The organism is Legionella donaldsonii (genome assembly GCF_900452385.1).
Taxonomy (GTDB): Bacteria; Pseudomonadota; Gammaproteobacteria; order Legionellales; family Legionellaceae; genus Tatlockia; species Tatlockia donaldsonii.
In genome coordinates this window covers 2,188,187-2,209,927 of the sequence record NZ_UGOA01000001.1, presented here as the reverse complement: position 1 = coordinate 2,209,927, position 21,741 = coordinate 2,188,187, and the positions used below count along the sequence as shown (strand labels likewise).

The window sequence follows — 21,741 nt, the reverse complement described above, 5'->3', positions numbered from 1 at the left end:
AATTAACAAGCACTTAGAGCCAACGGGTTTGTTATCAAAATAATTATGGAACTGTATCGATCTATAGATGCTAAGAGGACTAGTGTGGATAACGATTTCCAGCCCTTATATGAAGAAAAAGATAAGGATGCTTTTGATGTCTGGCAAATGAAAATGCCAGAACCAGAACCAGTCATCGAAATTGATGAAAAGGAAGAGTTTGCTAAGGAATGCGCACGTTTACGAGAAGAAGTTAAAAAAGCTGCTTACGAAGAAGGTATGCAACAAGCCGCGGCGGAATTACAACAAAAAAGACAAGAATTAGCCTCTTGGCTGACTCTAATCCAAAACCCAGTCGAATTACTGGATGATGCTTTGAGTCAAGAAATCGTCCAAACCATTGCCTGGATTTGTGAAGCCTGTATTGGTATTGAGTTATCAATTCATCCGAAAAAATTATTAACGTTACTCGAAGAAATAAAACGTGAATTTTCTACGTTGCAAGGTGATAGAGAGCTGGTTATGAATCCCTTGGATGTGGAGTGGTTATTGAATGAATTGAGTGAACAGCAGGTAGCAGGATTGACGGCGCTATTGGTTGCTGATCCCTCTTTATCGAGAGGTGATTTTTATTTAAAAAATGAATACGGCGAACTTGATGGACGTTTGAAAACCCGTTTGCAAAAATTATTCAAAAATTATTTGCTTGAAGATGGGGCCGAGTCAACTAACAACAAAGATTCACAATGAAAATTTATGAATCGCAATTAACCAACGCTTTAAAAATACTGCGCACAAAACCAGACAGGGGGCTGATTCATTGTGGGCGCGTGAGTCGAGCAATTGGTTTAACCTTGGAAGCACAAGGCTTTCATCTACCAGTAGGTGCACGTTGCTGGGTGAAAATTAGCGATAATGACCGCGTTGAGGCCGAAGTGGTCGGTTTTGATAATGAAAATGCTTATTTGATGTCCATAGGACATACACAGGGTATTGGACCTGGCATGTTAATTGTTCCGAGTGGCAAAGTGGCGCAAGTGGGCGTAAGCAACGACTTGTTAGGCAGGGTACTTAATGGGGCAGGTATTGCTATTGATGAGGGCGGTCCTCTGGATACTACGCAGAATTATCCTTTGATGAGCCAGCCTTTTAATCCTTTAAAACGAGCTGCTATAGAAACACCTTTAGATGTCGGTGTGCGGGCAATTAATGGTCTACTCACGGTGGGACGCGGTCAGCGTATTGGTTTATTTGCTGGCAGTGGTGTGGGTAAATCGGTGTTACTTAGTATTATGACTCGCTTTACAGCAGCAGATTTAGTGGTTGTTGGTTTAGTTGGTGAGCGAGGAAGAGAGGTCAAAGAATTTATCGAGTGTAATTTGGGTGAAGAAGGGTTAAAGCGGGCCGTTGTTGTAGCAGCGCCTGCTGATGAGAGTCCTTTAATGCGTCTGCATGGAGGGATGGTAGCAACCAGCATTGCAGAGTATTTTCGTGATCAGGGTAAGCATGTATTGTTACTCATTGATTCTTTAACACGGTTTGCCCAGGCGCAACGAGAAATCGCTTTATCCATCGGTGAACCTCCGGCAACAAAAGGTTATCCTCCTTCGGTTTTTGCTAAATTACCCCAGTTAGTTGAGCGGGCGGGTAATGGCAAACCCGGAAGTGGCTCGATAACCGCTTTTTATACTGTTCTCACCGAAGGTGATGATCAACAGGATCCGATTGCGGATGCGGCCCGTGCTATTCTTGATGGGCATATTGTCTTGGATCGTGAGTTGGCGGAGTCAGGGCAATTTCCAGCCATTGATTTAGAAGCCTCGATTAGTCGTGTTATGCCGGCCATTGTTCCAGAAGCCCAAATGAAACAAATGCTATTACTGAAGAAATACCTTTCGATTTATGAAAAAAATAAGGATTTGATTTTGTTAGGTGCTTATGCAAAAGGGAGTGATCAGCAATTGGATAAAGCCATTGCGTATCGAGAAAAAATTAGGGACTATATTGCTCAAGGAATGGATGAAAAGGTTGATTTTTCAACTAGTATAGCTCTTTTACAAGACTTGGCTGAGTTACTGGAAAACGCATGAAACAGCGGATAACCCGATTATTGCGGATTCTTGAATTAAAAGAACAGGCAACCCGCACTGCGATGGAAGATTTAATTCGTGCTCGTGAGCAATTTATAACAGGCAAAATGAAACATGAACAATTGCTCGGTTATCGACAGGACTATATGCAGCAACTGAGTAATTTAGGCGATGCGGGGTGTACAGTCGGTCGGGTACGTAATCGTATTGATTTCATTGCCCAGCTTGATATGGCTTTGTCTCAACTCAATCAACAATTAGCGCAATTTGCAAAGCAACGTTTAAAATGCGAAACAATTTATTTACAGGTAAAATCCGAGCAAGATGCTGTAAAAAAACTGATTGAGCGGGTTGAGCAACAACAAAACCTTAAAAGAGAACGTGCTGAGCAGAAAGAAAGTGATGAGTACGCGCAAAAGCAGTGGTATAGTAAAAACTCTACCACTAACTCAACAAAACGCGGTGATTAAATTTTTAAAGCGATGCTGGATGCCTCTGGCCATCTTGATTATTACTGCCGCGGTTATTTCTAGCCTTTTCCGCGCGCTTACCCCTTGGGCTAAGCAATACAAGAAGGAAGTAGAGCATCATTTATCAACCTTACTTGGTGAGCCCGTTAGTATTCATACTATGGAGACTGGATGGTATTGGTTTGAACCAGTAATCAAATTAAAGCAGGTGAGTATTTCAGACGGCAAACAGAAACTTATCAAGCTTGACAAGCTATTGGTTGGTATCAATATTTTTAGTTCCCTTTGGCACTGGCAAATTCAACCAGGTGTATTGTTTCTTGATGAGCTACACTTAACCCTGCGTCAAAAAAATGGGCAATGGCAGGTTGATGGTTTAACCGGTTCTAATAAGTCAACAATGACTTGGGATACAGATACTTATAAGCCTATTCTTGCCTGGATCCTGAGTCAGCAAAAAATTATCATTAAAAATCTCTCTGCCCAGATTTATCTGGAGAATGGCACACTAATTCCTGTACGCGAATTTAATCTTACCATTGCTAATCGGTCTGGGCGTTATCGTATCAAAGGTAAGGCACACCTTGCGCAAACGACGCGGACTGATTTTCAATTGCTCGCTGAAATGTACCTCGACCCCCGCGCCTTGAATAAGACTGTTGGCCATGCATTTTTCTCCGTTGATGATCTTCTGCTAGCACAATGGCAAAGCTTTTTCCCTCAATCGCGTATTCATCTGTTAGGTGGAAAGGGGGATATACAGGTATGGGCTGATGTTGGCGCAGGGCAATTAGAAAATGTTCAGGCAAGATTGGATCTGGATCATCTAGCCTGGGATGATACTCAAACCCAAAAAAATCAATTGGTGCAATCATTAAAAGCAAATTTAGCCTGGAATCCTACGAAAGAAGGCTGGCAATTGGCAGGAGACCACATAAAATTACGTTTGGGAGATACGCTGTGGCCTGAAAATTCTTTGTTGGTTCGTTATGAGAGATCCAACCATGATTATTTTATTTTTATAAAAAATATTCTGTTGCAATCGTTGTTTTCTACATCGATCCCTTGGCCAAATAATATAAGTACAGTTTTGGCTATGAAACCGCATGGACAGTTTCATGATACACAAGTGCATATTAAAGACGGTGGTATTGCTTATATCTTGACACGTTTCTCAAAATTGGGGTGGCTGGCTCAGGAAACCCGTCCGGGCGTAGATAATCTTTCAGGAGTCATTCATTGGCAGCCGACCGAAGGGCGTTTAGAACTCGATGGTGAGAAAACAGTCATTGACGATAAAAATCAGCCACCAATCACCTTTGAAACGCTTAATGCTGCTTTTGATTGGAAAGAATTAAGTCATGGTATGCGCTTAAGTATGGAGCGACTTGTCTTAAAGCATCCCAATCTATTGCTCAGTGCTCAGGGAGTAGTTGACGAAGTATCAACCAACTCAGCAGGTAATTTACGTTTGACAGCGGAATTTTCAGCCAATGATGCGCATAAATGGCTGCCTTATTTGCCAGTCAAACATTTGAAACCGAAACTGGCTATTTGGCTGAAACAGGATGTTAAACGTATTGCAACCGCCAGTGGTGAGTTGACCGTTAATGGATTGGTTGCGGATTTTCCTTTTGATAAACAACCCGGTGAGTTTGCGATCAAAAGCTATTTAACCGGTGTGGATTTGGTTTTCGCTCCTAACTGGCCGTTAACGAAAGACATTGAAGGTTATTTACGGGTCAACAAAAGAGCTTTAGAAGCAGATATTGTTCATGCTGATCTCAAAGGCATTGTTGCAGAGAAAGGAAATTTGCGTGTCAATGATATTGGATTGGACAAAGAAACTTTACTTATCCATAGCAAAATGACAACAGACTCCGGTAAAGCTCAGTCCTATATTTTATCGTCTCCTTTAAATAAAAAATTATCTGTTTTAAACATGCTTAAAATGAAAGGCCTACTGGAACTTGATCTCCAATTGGAGGCGCCACTTTATCCTGAAAACGATGATGTTTTAGCGCTAGGCGATCTAGCCTTTATAAATAACACCGTCGATGTACATCATACTTTGGATGATGTGCAATTAAATAAGTTAAATGGTACTTTGCAATTTGATCAGCAGGGAATTTTAGACAGTGACTTAAAAGCGATTATTATGGGGTATCCTGTCGCCATTCTTATTCGATCAATTCGCCATCCTGAGCCTTACACAGAAGTTCGGATTAAAGGTAAAACAACAATGGATGTGGTACGTAGTAAATTTAATTTACCTATTTTTTCTCTAATGCATGGCTCCTTATGGTTAGAAAGTTTATTAACGTTAACCGATGATCCCAGTGATTTGGATCATTTGCGTATTCACACTTCTCTGCAGGGGCTAAGTATTGATTTACCCTCACCTTTAGGGAAGTTGGCTGGTGTAAAAACGCCCTTAACAATCGATATTGATTTTAATCCTCAAAAAGCAATCCGGGTACGTTTTAATTATGATAATCGGCTACGTAGTGATTTATGGTTTTCTGGTTCTAAAGACGAATATCTCTTACAAAAAGGAGAAATTCTGGTAGGTGATACTAACCAACCTCCGATGGAGCAAAAACAAAAAGGATTACGCCTGGTTGGCGCCCTGACTACTTTTAATTTACAAGAATGGCTTGCTACTTGGGAAAAATTGTCGGATTTAAGAACTAAAAAAGGCTTGATGGATGTCCTTAATTATGTTGAATTCAAATTGCGCGAAGCGAAGATATGGCGCGAAAATTATAAGGATTTAGCAGTCAAAGCAGTAAAATCAACAAATAATTCCTGGTCTATCCACCTCGAACAGGAAAGATTGGCTGCGAACTTGAAATATCAGCCATCAACCAATAGCTTAACGGGGGTTTTTGATAAATTAAGTCTTACCAAACAGGCTGACGCGGATAAATTAGGGGAGGCGACTCCCTGGACTCTTAAACCTGCCGAGATGCCAAATCTTGATCTGAGTATTCATTCTTTTCAATTTGATAGTCTAAATCTAGGTGACGTAACCCTAAAAACAAGCAGAGCAAATAATTTATGGCAACTTGAATCCTTTAAAATGGAATCACCATACTATCTACTAAGCGCAAAAGGGCAGTGGCAGCAAGAAGGCAAAATAAATACAACGAGACTTCGTGCCGATTTACACATTAATGATTTAGCAAAAAGTTTGGTTAGTTGGGAAATTAGCCCAGTGGTTGAAGCGCATCGAGGAGATGTAAGATTTCAGGGGAGTTGGCCAGGTGCTTTTCATGATTTTTCCTTAGTCAATGTTGTTGGGCAAATGGGGATCAGTTTTAAAAATGGTCGTATTACCAATTTAAGCCCAGAAACGGAGGAAAAACTTGGCTTAGGAAAGTTGTTAAGTATTCTTAGTTTGCAAACTATACCCAGACGCTTGAAATTGGATTTCAGTGATCTTTCACAAGCCGGTTACAGTTTTGATGAATTTAGTGGAAGCTTTACTCTGGCAAAAGGGGTCCTGACTACACAAGATAGTTATATCGATGGTCCTGTAGCTTATGCCAGTATGAAAGGAAACCTGGATGTAGTAAAACAACTGTATGATGTTAATTTGAAAGTCTCTCCTCACATCACAGCAAGTTTACCGGTTGTGGCAACAATTGCAGGTGGCCCAATAGCAGGAATTGCCACTTGGGTAGCCTCTAAAATTATTAATCAGGGAATGCAGAGAATCAGTGGCTATACTTACAAGATTTCCGGTCCCTGGCGACAACCGGTCGTACAACAAGTGAGTATTATCAAGAAACGCCAGACTTGATGATTTTCTTTCACTTTAAGAGAGAGTTGGGTCTGTTGACATTTCGCTGGCTTGAGTTGAAAAACATGGATTTATGAGCATCGCAGCATTGTTTACATAAGGTAAATAAGTCGCGAAGGTAATAGAAATGTCAACAGCCCCCAGAAAGGTATTTAAATTTATTGATAGGACACAGGTATGTGGGACATGCTTTTTAAGCGTTATTGGAGAGTTTGCATTTTTAAGGAAACACCGGCAAACACCCCTTATTCTCATTTTTTACTGGGGTTGGTTGCTTTTTTATTCCTTGCTTTGATTATTCTGCAATGGTACATCACCGATGTACAAAAGGAATTTAAATTAATAACATCAATTTTTGCTGGCCTTAGTTTGCTTTGTTCCTATTTTATTTATACTTTTGTATTATTAAAAGTTTATCGAAAAACCAATCGCTTTGCCCAAACGTTAACTGCGCTTTTGGTAAGCCATTTAATTGTTCATATATTTGCTATGCCTTTATTATTGGTGGCACCAATTTTTAATTCAACTATCAATCCAACATTCGTTTTATTCTTTGGAATTTTGTATTTGATTCTTACTTTGGTATTGACTGTTTGGCAATTTTTAATCACTGCTCATATCTATAAACATGCTCTGGAAGTGGATAATCTAGCTTCAATTTTAGCAAGTGTTGGTTTATTGGCTTGTAATATTTTAACTGTTTCATTTTGGTGATAGGACTATTTATGCATTTACATATCTTGGGTGTTAGCGGAACTTTTATGAGTGCTCTTGCTTTATTAGCGAGGGATGCTGGTTTTAAAGTGACAGGATGTGATGCGAATTGCTATCCGCCAGTCAGTGATTTATTGCAGGCAAAAGGTATTGAATGGACGGAAGGTTATGAGGACAGTACACAAGCATTGAAGGCCGATTGCGTGATTGTCGGCAATGCTATCAAAAGAGGAATGCCTGTTCTGGAAGCAGTGCTGAATGCCGGTAAGAATTATACTTCAGGTCCGCAGTGGTTAGCTGAAAACATTTTGCCTCGCTATCGCGTAATGGCTGTTTCTGGTACGCATGGCAAAACAACGACAACCTCTATGCTTGCTTTTATTTTGCATCAGGCAGGTTTACAACCTGGTTTCCTAATCGGTGGGGTAGCACCTAATTTTAATACCAGTGCCAATTTGGGAGAAGGGGAATGGTTTGTTATTGAAGCGGATGAGTACGATAGCGCATTTTTTGATAAACGACCTAAACTCATGCATTATCGGCCTGAAGTAGCGATTTTAAATAATTTGGAATTTGATCATGCTGATATCTACGAAAACCTCGCTGCTATTCAGCAGCAATTTCATTATTATTTAAAGACTATTCCTGCCAAAGGGGTGGTTATTAAGCCTCGTGATGATGCTGCCTTAAACGAAGTTCTTGCACGTGGCGTTTTTTCCACTGTTAATGATTTGGCGTTTAGTGGGGATGCGACTTGGCGGGCTGAGTTGCTTGATGATAGCGGTCAGACTTTCCGTGTATGGCATCAGGGGAAGGTCGTGACGGAAGTAAACTGGCCTTTGATTGGTCAATTTAATGTTGAAAACGGCTTGGCAGCAATTGCGGCGAGTTCTTTTGCCGGAGTCGATGCCGAAACAGCAGCCAAAGCATTAGCAGAATTTAATCCCGTTAAGCGACGTTTGGAAGTAAAATCCAATCGTCATGGGATCACTGTTTATGATGATTTTGCACACCACCCTACCGCAATAAACAAGACCATTAAGGCACTTAAACAAAGTGGAAGGCATCAGCGTATTTTCGCTGTTCTTGAATTTGCCTCTTATACCATGCGGACAGGCGTGCATGTTGGTGCTATGTCAGAGGCTTTAGCGCCTGTAGATGGTGCCTTTGTGTTGAACCCCGAGCAATTTAGTCTGGCTAATGTGGTGAAAGATTGGATTTGTCCGCATCAGGTGTTACCTAGTACCGATGCAATTGTTAATGCGGTGGTTGATACGGTACAGCCTGGTGATGCTGTATTGATTATGTCTAATCGTGGCTTTGGTAATATTCATCAAGATCTGGTTTCACAGATTGATTTGCGCTTTAACAAATAGCAAATAAGGCATTCGTTGATTGCAAATTCTTTGGCAGATTGTTATAAAAATAGAAGCTCCCAACGCAAGGAATTGGGAGCAGCAGCTGCGCTAAATAAATGGACAGTGGCTGTGGCTGGACAAAGAAATGCCAAGGAGAATATATGGGGTATGAGCCGCCATCTTTTGAAAAACTATGTGAAGAAACTGATCAATTAGAAGGGTATTTTAATAAGTTTGCATCGCGCTATGTTGTTGTTAGTTATTCTAATCTGTGCAGTATCGCTGAAACGGACATTCCGCAGCATGAAAAAGCTAAAATTAGAATTATCCCCAAGGAATTATCGCATTAGTTAAATTGAGAAAAAGATCAAGCCGATATAAGAAAAAGATCACAGCCCACAAGAGAAGAATCAGGTACCCTTGTCTCCCAAAGACCTATTGGAGAGAAGGATGCTGAATCGAGATACAGTAAGTTCAGAGCAATTGGGGCATTTAGGACTTGTTGCAGCAACGATTAGAGAATTAGGGATAATAGAGAGAATTGATGCACGCCTTGAGTTAAATGAAAAAAAAGGAGGCGTGGTAAGCTATGGTCGTCGAGTAGCGGCGATGGTTATCAATGGGTTGGGTTTTATGAATAGCCGGTTGTATATGACGCCGCATTTTTTCCAAGATAAGCCTGTGGCTCAACTGCTTGGTTCAGAACTAGACGCGGCACACCTGAATGATGACAGTCTTGGTCGCTGCCTGGATAAAATCGCAGAATACGGTGTGACCAGGCTTTATTCGGAATTGGCTTTTGAGATTGCCCGAGAAAAAAATTTACTAAGCCAGAGACTGCATTTAGACAGTACAAGCTTTGTTCTTTACGGCCGCTATGACACAGAAGAGGCCGCGCCCGGGATTGCGCAACCAGACTACGGATATTCCAAAGCGAATCGCTCTGATCTAAAGCAAGTGATGCTGTCACTAGTACAAGGAGGAGCTGCGAATATCCCCTTATGGATGGAGGCCTTAGATGGGAATAGTAGTGATAAAACAAGTTTCCAAGAGACGGTTAGGAGGGTGCAAGCGTTTACACAAAGTATTCATGGGATGCCTGATGGCCTTTGTTTTGTGGTTGATGCCGCCTTTTATGTTCCAGAGCAGTTGGCAAGCCTCAATAACGTGTTTTGGATAACCCGAGTACCTGCACAGCTTAATGAAGCCAAAGTATTGTTGAACAAGCCTTGTGATGCTCTGACCTGGGAGCCGTTTGATGCAAACTATCGTGGAAGTGTTCATGAAACGGTTCTTTATGGTATTCCACAACGCTGGGTTTTGATTGAGTCGCAACAGGCGAGGTTGCGAGAGCTAAAGACTTTTCAGAGGCATTTGGATAAAAAATCTCAAGAGCTCATTAAATCCTTATGGCATCTTGGTCACCAGGTCTTTCAATGTCCTGACGATGCAAAGCAGGCATTAAAACCGCTCATCAAATCACTCAAATACCACCAAATTCATTATGAGATTCTACCTGTTGAACGCCATACAGGGAAAGGTCGCCCAAAACCTGGAGCTCAAAAAATGGTGATTGGATATCAAATACAAGCCTGTCTTTCTACCTGTCTGGAGAGGGTGGGTGCTAAAAAAGAAACACTGGGACGCTTTATTTTGGCCAGTAATCAATGTGATAGCTCGCTATTGAATAATCATGCCATGCTTCAACAATATAAAGAGCAATCCTGTGTCGAATCAAGCTTTAAATTCATGAAAAACAATGCCTTCGAACTGGACTCTTTCTTCCTTAAAACACCTGAGCGAATTACAGCCTTGATGATGGTAATGACGCTTTGTCTCATGGTGTACAATTTTGCTCAAGCTCACATCAGGCAATGCTTAAAGGAGCATGATGAAGCACTTCCCAATCAGCTGGGTAAGCCAGTACAAAATCCCACAATGAAATGGATTGCTGAGCTGATGAACGTGATAGCTGTTGTAACCATCCTGACAAACGATCAAAAACATCGTGTGGTAACTAATCTAAAACCAGTACATCAACAAATCATTTCTTATTTTGGTCAGTATGCTCTTGAAATCTATGGACTTGCCGCAGAATCTGCGCGTGGCACAGGCTTCTCCTGCCTGGCTATTGAACAGAATAATTATAAAAATCGTTTATCTTGGTGCGAAACGTAGGCTGAAACGTTAAAGGACGAGTATTGTAAAAATGTCAAAAAGAAAACATCCTGGGTTTTTACTCCTATCCCTAAGGAATTACGTCTTTCACAAATTGCTTGTATTAGCCAATTAAAAAATGATCTTAAGCCTCGCACGGAGGCTGAGGTAAAGAAGGCTGTTTCTATCTTGATGGGAGCCTTCATGTATCGCTTATTGCGCTTGGAACATGAACAGATCAATCTTTATGAGTTTTTCAAAGCAGCCCGTATTGAGGATTATTTTAATATTACTATTGTCAATTCCTGCGCCTTACACACTACCTTGAGGGAAGCCCTTATCAAGAAAGGAAATGTTTTTGATGCGCATACAGTTGCTGTTTGTTGCGGGGCTTATAAGCAGTATTTAATGCAAGAGGGTGTGAGTGACCGATATACCTACATAAAAGGGGATGCTGATTTTTTTTCCAATCTTGATCTTATCATTGCTAAAGCTAAGTTGGTTGCAGCGCCGATACAGGCGCAACTACATTATGTTAGTTTTATCCAATCGGTAGCTAAATCATTAAAAAAATATGATAAAGAGGTTAGGGATGGTTTAAACACGTTAGATAAGCTCTTAAAAACAAAATTGGCCACGAAAGATTCCATCAAACGGGAAGAAATTATTAAGTGTTTACTGTCTCTGGAGTTAGGAAGTGGTATCACGCAGTATATCAAGGAACTTTTGCCGGATGATTTAGTTATTGATGAAGAAAGCAGTGTTAATTTTGAGGAAACAATGATAGAGAGATTGACTATCTACAATCAACACATTCTTTTAGGGGCTTATATCTTACCCCTCAAAGCTTGTCAAACTGTACCTTACCCTCATCTTGATAGTGCAATCCGTGAGGTTATTGAGGACTTGGATAACACACTGGATACGAAGACCATTGAGCTTGCTTTTAAAGGGCTGAAATTTTTTATCAAATTACCGGGTGAGTCCACCATTAAATGTGATGCTTGGGAGGGCGCTGATGCTATGGAAACTGATTTGCTGAATCAAATGAAAGAGTTGAAAAAAGAAAGCAGGCTGGAATTCACATTGGTTGTGTAAACAGACTTCTTTCGCAACTCGCTGCACTGACAGAGCAAGGAGATACGGTGCGCAGAACTGCTGTGGACAGGCTAGTACAGAGTATTGGAACATCGTATCGACCCAGCGATGTTCCAATGCAGTAGCGTTGCGAAAAGAAGTCTAATGAATCAGCAAGGCATCTGCAGGAGATGCCTTGCTTTTATCAAACTGAGGTAAACTGCAATTGTTCATCGTTCCAGATAACATTTATTTTATCACCTGGTTTAAATTGGCCTGTTAATAAAGCCTGAGCCAATGGATTTTCCAATTTTTGTTGAATAGTCCGCTTCAATGGCCTTGCCCCATAGACTGGATCAAAACCCGCCTCAGCCAAGTGGGCCAATGCATCGGGACTCACCTGCAGGATAATATTTTGCTGCTGTAATCGTTGTTGCAAATAACCAATTTGGATAGTTGCGATATTGGCAATTTGCTCTTTCGTTAACGCATGGAATACGACGGAATCATCAATTCGATTGATGAACTCGGGGCGGAAATGCTGACTGACTAAATCCATGACAGCGGTTTTAATCTGCTCATAATTGAGTTTGGCGCCCATATCTTGAATCAGGGAGGAGCCGATGTTGGAGGTCATAACAATCACGGTATTACGAAAATCAACCGTCCTACCTTGGCCATCCGTTAAACGCCCGTCATCAAGAACTTGTAAAAGAATATTAAAGACATCGCTGTGCGCTTTTTCAATTTCATCCAGCAAGATCACTGAATAAGGACGGCGGCGTACAGCCTCAGTTAAATAACCCCCTTCTTCATAACCTACATAGCCAGGTGGGGCGCCAATCAAGCGGGCAACGGAATGTTTTTCCATGAATTCAGACATATCAATGCGCACCATGGCGTCTACTGTATCGAAGAGAAAAGCGGCCAAGGCTTTACAAAGCTCTGTTTTACCAACACCTGTTGGACCAAGAAATAAAAAGGAACCGATAGGGCGGTTCGGATCAGACAGGCCGGCTCGTGACCGACGAATGGCATTGGCTACTGCATCAACGGCTTCATTTTGGCCAATGAGCCGTTTATGTAAGGCCTCCTCCATGTGCAACAATTTTTCCTTTTCACCTTCCAGCATTTTAGAAACGGGAATGCCAGTCCATTTGGAAACAACGTCAGCAATTTCTTCCTCGGTAACTTTGTTACGTACCAGTCTTGTTTCACTGGGTTCAGAGGTAGAAACCTGATTCAGTTGTTTTTCAAGTTCGGGAATGCGGCCGTATTGTAATTCTGACATGCGCGCCAGATCGCCAGCTCTTCTCGCTGTTTCCAGTTCAATTTTGGCTTGTTCCAGGGCTTCCTTGATTTGGGTTGCGCCTTGCAAGGTGGCTTTTTCTGTTTTCCAGATTTCGGCCAGGTCAGCGTAATTTTTTTCCAGTTCCTGAATTGTTTTTTGTAAATCGTCTAAGCGTTTTTTAGAGGCTTCATCATGTTCTTTTTTGAGTGCCTCCCGCTCAATTTTCAACTGGATGAGGCGTCTGTCAAGTTTATCCAGGCTTTCCGGTTTGGAATCAATTTCCATGCGGATCTGACTACCTGCTTCATCGATTAAATCAATGGCTTTATCAGGTAATTGCCTGTCACTGATATAGCGATGAGAGAGTGTGGCGGCTGCAACGATAGCAGGATCGGTGATTTCAACGCCGTGATGGACTTCATAACGTTCTTTTAAGCCGCGTAAAATAGCTATGGTATCTTCAACACTTGGTTCGTTAACCAGCACTTTCTGGAAACGGCGTTCAAGGGCTGCATCTTTCTCAATGTATTGACGGTATTCATCCAGTGTTGTGGCACCAATACAATGCAATTCACCGCGGGCGAGAGCTGGTTTTAACATATTCCCTGCATCCATTGCGCCTTCTGCTTTCCCAGCACCAACCATGGTATGAAGCTCATCGATAAATAAAATGATTTGCCCTTCTTGTTTCGCTAAATCATTCAAGACGGCTTTTAATCGCTCTTCAAATTCACCACGAAATTTAGCGCCAGCAATGAGTGCGCCCATGTCTAAAGACAGTAAACGTTTGTCTTTTAAGCCCTCGGGTACTTCACCATTAACAATTCGTTGCGCCAAGCCTTCCACAATGGCTGTTTTCCCCACCCCCGGCTCCCCAATGAGGACGGGATTATTTTTTGTACGCCGTTGCAGCACCTGGATAGTACGGCGGATTTCATCATCGCGGCCAATCACTGGATCCAACTTACCCTGTTCTGCACGCTCCGTTAAATCAAGCGTATATTTTTCCAGTGCTTGCCTTTGTTCTTCGGCGTTGGGATCATTCACTGTTTCATTACCGCGAATGTCATTGATCGCTTTTTCAATCGCTTGTTTGTCAGCACCAGCCTGCTTTAATAGTTTTGCAAGAGTACCTTCCTCGCTAATGGCTGCTAAGATAAATATTTCGCTGGAAATATAACTATCTTTTCTTTGTTGAGATAATTTATCGGTGAGATTAAGTAAGCGTCCGAGAGCGTTGGAAATATGGATATCGCCCCCAGTACCTGAGACTTTAGGCAGTTTATCGAGTGCTTGGTCTATTAAGGTTCGCAGTTGTGATAAATTAACACCAGCCTTGGTCAGCAACGGCCGGCAACTACCCCCTTGCTGATCAAGCAGCGCTTTTATGAGATGTTCCGGTTCGATAAAACCATTATCTCTCCCCAACGCCAGTGATTGAGCATCGGCTAAAGCCATTTGGAATTTTGAGGTAAGCTTGTCCATTCTCATAAAAAGGCCTCTCTTTTTCAGGAAATGATTGTTTAAATGATGCAGTACCCCGTAAAATGAGGGCTCTTTTGACAATATCAAGTATTAACTATGAATAATAATCCGATGACTGAGAATCCAGATTCCCAAACCTTGTTAAACCAGATTGTTATTGAATTTATGAGGGAACAAAAGAGTAAACGCCGTTGGCGTTGGGTGAAGAGAGTCATTTACTTATTGTTACTTGCCTTTGTCATTTATCTTATCGCCACTTATAAAGATGAGGATAAAGTTTTACGTGCCAAACCCCATGTCGGTTTGATTGATGTGAATGGCACGATATTCGACACAGACAGTGGTAATGCTGAGAATTTTGCGAAGGGTTTGGACGATGCCTATAAAAATACTGGTTTGAAGGCTCTGATCATACGGATTAACAGCCCAGGCGGCAGTGCGGTGCAAGCTGATTATATGTACAATACGCTGCAATACTACCGTCAAAAATACCCTGATATTAAAACGTACGCCGTGTGTGTTGATATGTGTGCCTCGGCTGCTTATTATCTTGCTGCGGCAGCTGAGGAAATCTATGCTAACCCTGCAAGTATGGTTGGTTCGATTGGTGTTCTGTATAACGGGTTTGGTTTTACTGATGCCATGCAAAAAATTGGTGTTAGCCGGCGCTTGCAAACAGCAGGGATTAATAAAGGCTTTTTAGATCCGTTTTCGCCAGTTGCCCCTGGCGATAAACAACTTCTGCAAACGATGTTGGATGATGTCCATCAGCAATTCATCGCAAAAGTGAAAGAAGGGCGGGGCAATCGTCTTAAAATTGATGAGCTGACTTTCTCAGGGCTTTTTTGGACAGGTCAACAGGCAAAAGATCGTGGATTAATAGATGGTTTTGCCAGCAGCGGCCAGATTGCCCGTAATATCGTCAAGATTGACCAGGTAATTGACTATAGCTATAAGCAAAGTGTATTTGAGCGGATGGCAAAAAATATCGGTACGGCGGTTGCCAATCAATTACCAATAGCAATGGGGATGCAGCAAGGAATAAGAGCTTGAATATTACCCTGTAGTACTTCGAGATGCATAGAGGCCTCCAGATATTGATCGTCAGACATTAATATTGCCATGGCCTCTTTCTCTTTCCGATTATTTTTTCTACCCTGACCAGGATCATTGTCAACACGCTCTGGCGACAGGCAGTTTTAAGCGTCGTCTTTTTTAAGAACAACGGGTTAAAGAAGGACGGTCATCTGGCCTAGTGAAAGCCTCAGTCATTTCGTTCTCTTTATCTGGAACCCGTAAGTTTAAATGGGTACGAAAAGCCACTGATATCGATTCATCTTCTTCCATTTTAGCTTTCTTTTTACTGTCAAGAGGACTTGCAGGACGCTTTGGTTGCGAAGCTCTTGGTTCATTGTCATGCCTAACGTAGTCATGAATAAGCGCCGCACCGAAAAGAGAAAAATGGGATTCAGCATCAGGACTAAAATGTTTCAGGTTTAGTATAAGCGTTTCTTTTTGGGGGATGATTTCAAAATCAAACGCGTCTAGTATTTTAGTCTCATGGAGGGCTTGGTACATTGCTTCTCTGATAGTTTCATCAATTGAAAAAATTAAGCTTGTTCCTTCGATTTCAGCGTGACCGGATTGGTATAACTCAGCAAGTAATCTCATCATGGAATCATTGGACTGTGCTTGAGTACTGAAGAAAGCAGGGCTTTTGGGCGTTAGTTCTACTATAGGAAGAGTAAAAGAACCTATTTTTACAGTTTGAATTTCTGGTTGATTTTCATCCACGACGTCTAACGCCACGCCAGTGCATTGGTTATCATTTCGTGTTCGTGGTGGGCGAGTTTGGAAAAATCTGGCGGAATATTTTTGGGCTTCAGCGAGGTCGTAATCCACCACCACACAGCTATCATCCTGAAGATGGTATTCTTTTGCATCCGCATTGGCTAGATAATCTGTAGAAAGAGCAGGTAATTTCTCCTGGTTTTGGATAAGGGGATGGATGTGTTGCTTGTAAATATCCTCAAAGGTGACCACATAGCCAAGCTTGTCTTGATAGTGACGAATCACTCGTCCTAGCATTTGCTCAATGTCTTGTCGTGCTGTCTGTTGAGAGGGCGGACGTAAAATAAACTCCCATGCCAAGTCAGGGCAATCAAATCCAAAGCGAAGTTTTCTTACGGCGAGTAGAATACCTGGTTGATTGCTTTGGACAAATTGTTTTACCTCTTCAAGAGAAAGCGCATTATCACTATGAATGGCATAAGCATTTAACCCTGCTTCGCGCAGGATTTTTTGTGCCTTGTTACACAATTCGATGGATTTTAAATAAATAAGGCCTTTGGTTTCAGCCAAAGTAACTCCTTCCTGAAATCCTGGGTGATACTGATTTCTCAGGATTTTCGGCAGCCATTTAAGGATAAGGTTTAGATTGGCCAGTGAGTAAGGAATATTAATGGTATCTACAATTAAGGGCGCATGAAAAGGACTATTAAGTGCTTGTTGAAGACTAAATGAATACAACGTATTTTTGATGAGGTCCTGGTTAGGAGGGGTTGCACTACTGGCAATGACCATGGGGGCATCAGAGGGAAGCTCTGCAATTAAGTTTTTCACTGTTGCTGTGTATTCATGATATTCATCTAAAAGAATTAAAGCTGCCCGATGAATCATGGACTGGCTTTCCAGAAGCTTTTTAAAACTATCTTCACAGCAAATAATGATAGTGCTTTGTTGGTGAATGCGTTGGTTTTTAAGCAGCGCTATTGCACTGATACTTTGCGTATGACTGGAAACGGTGATGATCTGCTGTTGTGGAATTGAAAGAGGATTATTCTCTCGCTGCAAAGCGTTATTATAGCGAAGTAAATCCTGATAGAACTGGATGACGAGTTCGATATGGGGGGTGACAATAAAGACGGATTGATTTGCGGCTGCGGTATGATAAGCCATCAATGCCAGTGTAGATTGAATAAGGCTTTTACCACTTCCCGTCGCCATGACAAGCCGTGAAGGGCCTGAATAGCTTGCCGCCGCTTGAATGGCTTCAACCTGGTATCCGCGCAGAGGGGTACTTGCAAAATCATACCCATGAATGAATTGAGCAAAACAGGTTTTAAACTCAGCGGCACTTTGAACCAACGAAGGTCTTGATGCTACTAAATCAAGACGTTGCCCATTCGCTTTGGCATGGAGGCTTAATAAATCAACCTGTTGCATGGAGCCTTCATAATCCTCATGATGCCTGTAGTTTTTTTCGATAATCTGATTTAGCTCTTTAATAGCGGCTTTAATAATTCCGTGAAAGGGGGAGGGAACAGCCTGAATTGGGCAGGGAAGTTCAAATAGCTCCGCTTTTTTTCCTGTGGCAGCAAATAAATTTTTCTGCTGTTTGGAACGAAATAAACCGATTTTTTCTAAAGGCAGAATGCCATAGCCAGCAATATTTTGTTCTGCAAATAAATAATGTAGAACAATCTGGAAATAATAATCTTCACCCCATTTTTTTGCTTGTGCTGCTTCAGGAAAGAGGCAGAATAAATCCTCTTCCGCTTGAAGCATTTGCCGGATGAGTTGCATATTGACCATAAAGAATTTAGAGCCAAGTTCCCCTGGTCTCTTTTTATGGCCGCCTAAGGTTCCCACACTCAGACTTGCTTGCTCTGCCGTTTGAAGCCCTAAAAAATCCATTACTGAATCCCATGAGTCAGAAGGAATTATTTCCGGCGAGAAAGATAGGCTGGCAATATTATCGTCCAGAAGGGCAAACTGAGGGCAGTGGGCGTAATAAGCAAACAAAAAGGCCGCAAGCCTTCTTGCTGTGATACTTCCTGCTTCGCTATACACGCCATAGTATTTACTCTCAATTTTACTTATTACTAATAAATCAAGCTGGCTGGAGAGGTAAGGTAATAACTGGATGCTCTCTTCTTCAGTACAAATTAACGTGCAACGAATCTTTTGAGTAAGGGGAACAAGCGCATTTACTGTGCGGCCAGCACAAATAAATAGGGCAGGTGAAGCAAATTCCATGTCTTTCTTTTGGGTGATAAGCTTTGCACCGAAAGCAGGAGTAGTAATAGAGTGAGTGTAAAATGAGCCGGAGGCTAGGCTCATGTTGCAGACCGGCGTCAATGGCAGTTTGTGATGCATAGAGCTAGTATCATTAACGGCTTTCTGTGATTTAGGCAGGCGCGGATGGGGACTGCCTGTCGTATATTTGGTATGGATGCCACCCTGGATACTCGGGATACTCGGGATACTCGGGATACTCGGGGGGGCGAGGACATCTGAAAGTTCGTTGTATTCTTTCTCTTTGGCATGGTTGCCAGCCCGAGCATAGCCTAGGATGATTCCACGGACTGAAGCCTGATGCCTGATTCGGTATTCTTCTACTTTGGCATGGTTGCCGCCTTGAGCATAGCCTGCGGCGATTTCATGGACTGAAGCCTGATGCCTGATTCGGTATTCTTCTACTTTGGCATGGTTGCCGGCCAGAGCATAGCCTCTTGCGATTGCATCGACTGAAGCCTGATGCCTGGTTCGGTACTCTTCCACTTTGTCATGGTTTCCAGCCTCAGCATAGGCTTTGGCAATCATGTTTACTGAAGCCTGATGCCTGATTCGGTATTCTTCTACTTTGGCATGGTTGTCGCCTTGAGCATAGCCTTGGACGATTTCATGGACTGAAGCCTGATGCTTAGTTCGGTACTCTTCCACTTTGTCATGGTTGCCGGCCAGAGCATAGCCTTTGGCAATTGTATGGACTGAAGCCTGATGCATGCTTCGGTACTCTTCTACTTTGGCATGGTTGCCGCCTTGAGCATAGCCTTGGACGATTTCATGGACTGAAGCCTGATGCTTAGTTCGGTACTCTTCCACTTTGTCATGGTTGCCGGCCAGAGCATAGCCTTTGGCAATTGTATGGACTGAAGCCTGATGCATGGTTCGGTACTCTTCTTTCTTGGCATAGTAGTGGCCCAGAGAATAGCCTTGAAAAATTGCATGTACTGAAGCATCATGCACAATTCGATATTCTTCCACCTTGTCATGGTAGCCGGCCTGAGCATAGCTTCTTGCGATTTCATCGACTGAAGCTTGATGCTTAGTTCGGTACTCTTCTACCTTGTCATAGTAGCCGGCCAGAGCATAGCCTTGGGCAATTTTATGGACTGAAGCCTGATGCTTAGTTCGGTACTCTTCTACTTTGGCATGGTTGCCGGCCAGAGCATAGCCTCTTGCGATTCCATAGACTAAAGTCTGATCCCTGGTTCGGTACTCTTCCACTTTGTCATGGTATCCAGCCTTGGCATAGGCTTCGACGATCGGGAGCTCTGAAGAGCGATCTTTGGTTCGGTACTCTTCCACTTTGTCATGGTATCCAGCCTTGGCATAGGCTTGGATGATCGTGTACAGTAAAGCGTAATGTTTGGTTCGGTACTCTTCCACTTTGTCATGGTTGCCGGCCAGAGCATAGCCTTTGGCAATTGTATGGACTGAAGCCTGATGCATGCTTCGGTACTCTTCTACTTTGGCATGGTTGCCCCCCCACCCTTGAGCATAGCCTTGGACGATTTCATGGACTGAAGCCTGATGTCTGCTTCGGTATTCTTCCACCTTGTCATGGTAGCCGGCCAGAGCATAGCCTTTGGCAATTGTATGGACTGAAGCTTGATACCTGGTTCGGTACTCTTCTACTTTGTCATGGTAGCCGGCTACAGCATAGCCTCTTGCGATTTCATGGACTGAAGCTTGATGCCTGGTTCGGTACTCTTCTACTTTGTCATGGTTGCCGGCCAGAGCATAGCCTCTTGCGATTTTATGGACTGAAGCCTGATGCTTAGCTCGGTACTCTTCTACCTTGGCATGGTTGTCGGCCAGAGCATAGCCGTTTGCGATTTCATCGACTGAAGCCTGATGTCTGGTTCGGTACTCTTCTACCTTGTCATGGTTGCCCCCTTGAGCATAGCCTTTAACAATTGCATATATCGAAGCCTGATGCCTGGTTCGGTACTCTTCCACTTTGTCATGGTTGCCGGCCAGAGCATAGGCTTTGGCAATTACATGAACTGAAGCCTGATGTCTGGTTCGGTACTCTTCTACCTTGGCATGGTAGCCGGCCAGAGCATAGATTACGGCGATTTCATGGACTGAAGCCTGATGACTGGTTCGGTACTCTTCCACTTTGTCATGGTTTCCGCCTTGAGCATAGGCTTTGGCAATCATGTCTACTGAAGCTTGATGCTTAGTTCGGTACTCTTCCACTTTGTCATGGTTGCCGGCCAGAGCATAGGCTTTGGCAATTACATGAACTGAAGCCTGATGTCTGGTTCGGTACTCTTCTACCTTGGCATGGTAGCCGGCCAGAGCATAGATTACGGCGATTTCATGGACTGAAGCCTGATGACTGGTTCGGTACTCTTCCACTTTGTCATGGTTTCCGCCTTGAGCATAGGCTTTGGCAATCATGTCTACTGAAGCTTGATGCTTAGTTCGGTACTCTTCTACCTTGTCATGGTTGCCGGCCAGAGCATAGCCTTGTGCGATTTCATGGACTGAAGCTTGATGCTTAGTTCGGTACTCTTCTACCTTGTCATGGTTGCCCCCTTGAACATAGCCTGCGGCGATGTCATGGACTGAAGCCTGATGCCTGGTTCGGTACTCTTCTACCTTGTCATGGTTGCCCCCTTGGGCATAGCCTTTAACAATTGCATGTATCGAAGCATGATGCCTGGTTCGGTACTCTTCCACTTTGTCATGGTTTCCAACCCCAGCATAGGCTCTGGCAATCATGTGTACTGAAGCCTGATGCCTGCTTCGGTACTCTTCCACTTTGTCATGGTTTCCAGCCCCAGCATAGGCTCTGGCAATCATGTTTACTGAAGCCCGATGCCTGGTTCGGTACTCTTCTACCTTGTCATGGTTGCAGGCCAGAGCATAGCCTTGTACGATTTCATGGACTGAAGCTTGATGCTTAGTTCGGTACTCTTCCACTTTGTCATGGTTTCCATCTAATGCATAGATTAGAGCTATTTGGTGCACTGTATTTTGACGCGTTGTTATAAGCTCACGAAGTTTTTCATAATTTTTTGCTTGAGCAAGTAAGAGAAGCTCTTTTGAATTTGCCATATTTAACTCAAAGTACATAAATCGCGCATTATATCGTTTCGTTTACTAATAATCCATTGTGATTTATATATGGTCACTCTGTCGCAGGGGGGTAATTATTGACTCTCAAGGTGAAATAAGCTCGCGATAAATTGAATCATCTTGTGTTAAAGGACAAAAATAGAAGGGATTCTGGCCAGAA

General features: G+C 42.7%; 12 protein-coding genes. 10 read left to right on the top strand and 2 right to left on the bottom strand.

Features of this window, described 5'->3' with window-relative positions; translation table 11 throughout:
• Positions 1-84 precede the first annotated feature (84 nt).
• From DYC89_RS09965 to DYC89_RS09925, 9 genes are all read left to right on the top strand, one after another.
• Positions 85-729: a FliH/SctL family protein gene (locus tag DYC89_RS09965; RefSeq protein ID WP_181879372.1), complete on the top strand. Its 645-nt coding sequence runs from the start codon at positions 85-87 to the stop codon at positions 727-729.
• Positions 726-2,069: a flagellar protein export ATPase FliI gene (fliI, locus tag DYC89_RS09960; protein WP_115221643.1), complete on the top strand. Its 1,344-nt coding sequence runs from the start codon at positions 726-728 to the stop codon at positions 2,067-2,069. Before DYC89_RS09965 ends, fliI begins: the two co-directional genes overlap by 4 nt.
• The gene (gene fliJ, locus DYC89_RS09955; protein WP_115221642.1) at positions 2,066-2,539 is read left to right on the top strand and encodes a flagellar export protein FliJ; all 474 of its coding nucleotides are present in this window, start codon (positions 2,066-2,068) and stop codon (positions 2,537-2,539) included. Before fliI ends, fliJ begins: the two co-directional genes overlap by 4 nt.
• Positions 2,472-6,344 carry a YhdP family protein gene (locus tag DYC89_RS09950; RefSeq protein WP_115221641.1) on the top strand — a complete coding sequence of 1,291 codons (3,873 nt, stop codon included), beginning with the start codon at positions 2,472-2,474 and terminating at the stop codon, positions 6,342-6,344. Before fliJ ends, DYC89_RS09950 begins: the two co-directional genes overlap by 68 nt.
• A 177-nt stretch (positions 6,345-6,521) precedes the next feature.
• On the top strand, positions 6,522-7,058 hold the full coding sequence (locus DYC89_RS09945; protein ID WP_115221640.1) for a hypothetical protein: 537 nt from the start codon (positions 6,522-6,524) through the stop codon (positions 7,056-7,058).
• Between the two features lie 11 nt (positions 7,059-7,069).
• The gene (gene mpl / locus DYC89_RS09940) at positions 7,070-8,434 is read left to right on the top strand and encodes a UDP-N-acetylmuramate:L-alanyl-gamma-D-glutamyl-meso-diaminopimelate ligase (RefSeq protein ID WP_115221639.1); all 1,365 of its coding nucleotides are present in this window, start codon (positions 7,070-7,072) and stop codon (positions 8,432-8,434) included.
• A 143-nt stretch (positions 8,435-8,577) separates the two neighbouring features.
• Positions 8,578-8,766 carry a hypothetical protein gene (locus DYC89_RS09935; RefSeq protein ID WP_115221638.1) on the top strand — a complete coding sequence of 63 codons (189 nt, stop codon included), beginning with the start codon at positions 8,578-8,580 and terminating at the stop codon, positions 8,764-8,766.
• Between the two features lie 100 nt (positions 8,767-8,866).
• Entirely contained in the window at positions 8,867-10,594 is a 1,728-nt protein-coding gene (locus DYC89_RS09930; RefSeq protein ID WP_115220201.1) for an IS1634 family transposase, read from the top strand.
• Between the two features lie 183 nt (positions 10,595-10,777).
• Entirely contained in the window at positions 10,778-11,671 is an 894-nt protein-coding gene (locus DYC89_RS09925) for a hypothetical protein (RefSeq protein ID WP_115221637.1), read from the top strand.
• A 184-nt stretch (positions 11,672-11,855) separates the two neighbouring features.
• On the opposite strand, the gene clpB is transcribed toward DYC89_RS09925, so the two are convergent.
• A complete protein-coding gene (clpB, locus tag DYC89_RS09920) occupies positions 11,856-14,432 on the bottom strand; it encodes an ATP-dependent chaperone ClpB (protein WP_115221636.1) in 2,577 nt (858 codons plus the stop codon).
• 90 nt (positions 14,433-14,522) lie between these two features.
• On the opposite strand from clpB, the gene DYC89_RS09915 reads away from it, so the two are divergent.
• On the top strand, positions 14,523-15,479 hold the full coding sequence (locus DYC89_RS09915) for a S49 family peptidase (protein WP_115221635.1): 957 nt from the start codon (positions 14,523-14,525) through the stop codon (positions 15,477-15,479).
• Positions 15,480-15,641: 162 nt separating this feature from the next.
• Here the strand turns inward: DYC89_RS09915 and DYC89_RS09910 are convergent, their stop codons facing one another.
• A complete protein-coding gene (locus tag DYC89_RS09910) occupies positions 15,642-21,560 on the bottom strand; it encodes a DEAD/DEAH box helicase family protein (RefSeq protein WP_181879371.1) in 5,919 nt (1,972 codons plus the stop codon).
• Between the last annotated feature and the right edge of the window lie 181 nt (positions 21,561-21,741).